At 48.7% G+C, this 2197-nt stretch carries 1 protein-coding gene and 1 pseudogene; both read right to left on the minus strand.

Annotated elements, in window-relative coordinates; genetic code table 11:
• On the minus strand, window positions 1-1731 hold a 1731-nt coding region (mobF, locus tag AB4653_RS00320; protein WP_137002688.1), incomplete at its 3' end, for a MobF family relaxase.
• A gap of 93 nt (window positions 1732-1824) precedes the next feature.
• Window positions 1825-2197: pseudogene (locus AB4653_RS00325) on the minus strand (hypothetical protein); the annotation flags it as partial.

Here is a 2197-nt window from a genome sequence, read left to right on the forward strand (position 1 = left end):
CTGACGGCTTGATACGCGATTAAGCATCACCACTTTACTGCTCGATTGTTTGGCTTTAGCGGTGAGGGCCAGCAACTCATTGGCGCTCATCTTATTGGCGTCATCGATGAGCAAGATGTCTTTATTGGTCAGCGGCGTATCGCTTTGCAGTAAGCTATGGGTAGTGTGGCGCTGCTCTGGTGAAAAGAGCTGACCGACCCAGGCGCTGAGTGTTTGACTCTTGCGCTGTACGCTCTCCATGCCCTCAGTCTTGGCTTTCACGCTTTGGGAGACCAATTGGACACGCTTACCGCTGTGATTGCCTACATTGAGTAGCTGCTGCGCAATACCCTGTGATGAGCCGTGTACATTGACCACATGGAACTGTTTGGTGGAGTGGTACAGCTCGGTCAGTATACGCTGCTGGCTTTCAGGGATAGCGAGCTTGTTGAGCGTGTTCGATTCAACGTGGGTGCGCATGTGATGCGCACGACCTTGTGTGCTGTCGATAAGCGCTTGTTCGTTATCAATTAAGCCTTTGGTGGTGTATTGCCCTTTTTGACTGAGTCCTATCAAGTCGCCCTGTTTAATCATTGCATCCGCGACTTTTTTGATATCAAGGGCGTTGAGTTGCACGCCGCCTTTGGTGAACTCTGAGGCGGTGAGTTCAATGATTTTTTCAAGGTGTAACGCAGTGCTGTATTGCCCTAGATGGTCAATGGCTCTGCTGATCGCGGCTTTGGTTTCACCGAGTGGCGGGGTATTTTGCGCTTCCTTTACTTGTTGCGCCATGGTGACAAGCTCTGCGGGGTCATACCCTTGCTCTTTTACGGTGCTTTGCCACTGTTTGTTGAGGCTGTCACTGCTCTGGTAGGTTTTGCTTTTACGAGTATCGAGGTTTGCTACGTCTTTCGCCGCGCGCGAGTCAAAGCCTAAATCGAGTGTGCGTTGGTCAATTTGTTGTTTGCGAGTGGACGACGCATCAAGAATAGGCTGAGGGACACCGCTGATTTCGAACTGACCGTTGCCGACGCCTCGCGTGGAATAACCGAGGGTTTCTGCCTCTTTAGCTAATTGGCTCTGGTACAAGATACCGTAGTATTTTTGGAAGTTGTAAATGCGCTCGCCAGTCCCGTTAATCACGCCCCCTTTTTGTTTTAGGCTGGTTGATAAAGCGCGTAAATCTCCTTCTTTATCGCGCGTCATGTTAGCGGCTAGCGCGTGCGAATGCACTTGCATGTCATTTTCACGGCTGGTCTTATGGCGTACGACTGCAAATAGCATCGAATCCGTATTTTCGTATTCTTGAACGCCTTTCTCATGGGTGACTTTGACTTGTGCTACGTCTTTCTCCAGCTCTGTTAAGGCGAACTTCACGGCGTTATTGTGCGCTTCAATGAGGCGGCTATCTCCGCCAATAAGCGCAAGAACGCTGAGGGATTTGGGCGCAGAAAAGGTCAGGTCGAAGCCCGATTTATGATCATCTCGTTTTCCTTTAATGGTTTCACCGCCAAGACTGCCTGAGAGTACCGATTCTAGGGTGGCTTGCTCTACGGGTTTACCCGCCAGTCCCGCTTCGATGGCCAGCTTGCCATGCCAGAAGGTGTTTTCTTCTTGGTCTTTTTCTTTGAGGTAATAGTTATCGCCCGCGTTTTTTTCTAAAGAGACGTCAGGTAGGTCTTTGGGGTTTTCTTCGCTGAGATAATATTTGGCAGCGCCAGAAGCGGATTTTAATGGGCTAATAGAAAGCATGAGTATTTTCCTTATGCAACGCAAATTGCCGCTAGCAGCAAAACTGAGCGGTGAGTGGAGGTTAAGGGGGAAGTGGAATTAAAAGAGGTGTGGTTACAAAATGATCCCAACACAAGCAAAGGAATTGCTAGCGGTTAACGTTCGTTCTTCGTGAATGATGACGCCATTTTCATCAATGTGAATGGATGTAATGCCCGCTTTAAATCGGTCTAACGCTACAATTTCTTCCTTGGTTAAATGCTTGCCATGAGTCAGGCATTCTAGATGGTTAAAGCTGTATTCATCGGCGGCCATCGCTAGTTTCGAAGAATCAGAATGCTTCATGCACTCATTGCCATACAGCCAATCTTGAGCACACTCTATATTTGGCTCTAACTGGTAAGTCATATGGTGGGTGACGCTTGCAAAAGAATGGGACTGGCTTGTCCATTTGTAGCTCACTTGAAAACAATCAACCTCATCGGGA

Source organism: Vibrio sp. 10N.222.48.A3 (assembly GCF_041475345.1).
In the GTDB taxonomy this organism is placed as follows: Bacteria; Pseudomonadota; Gammaproteobacteria; order Enterobacterales; family Vibrionaceae; genus Vibrio; species Vibrio tasmaniensis_A.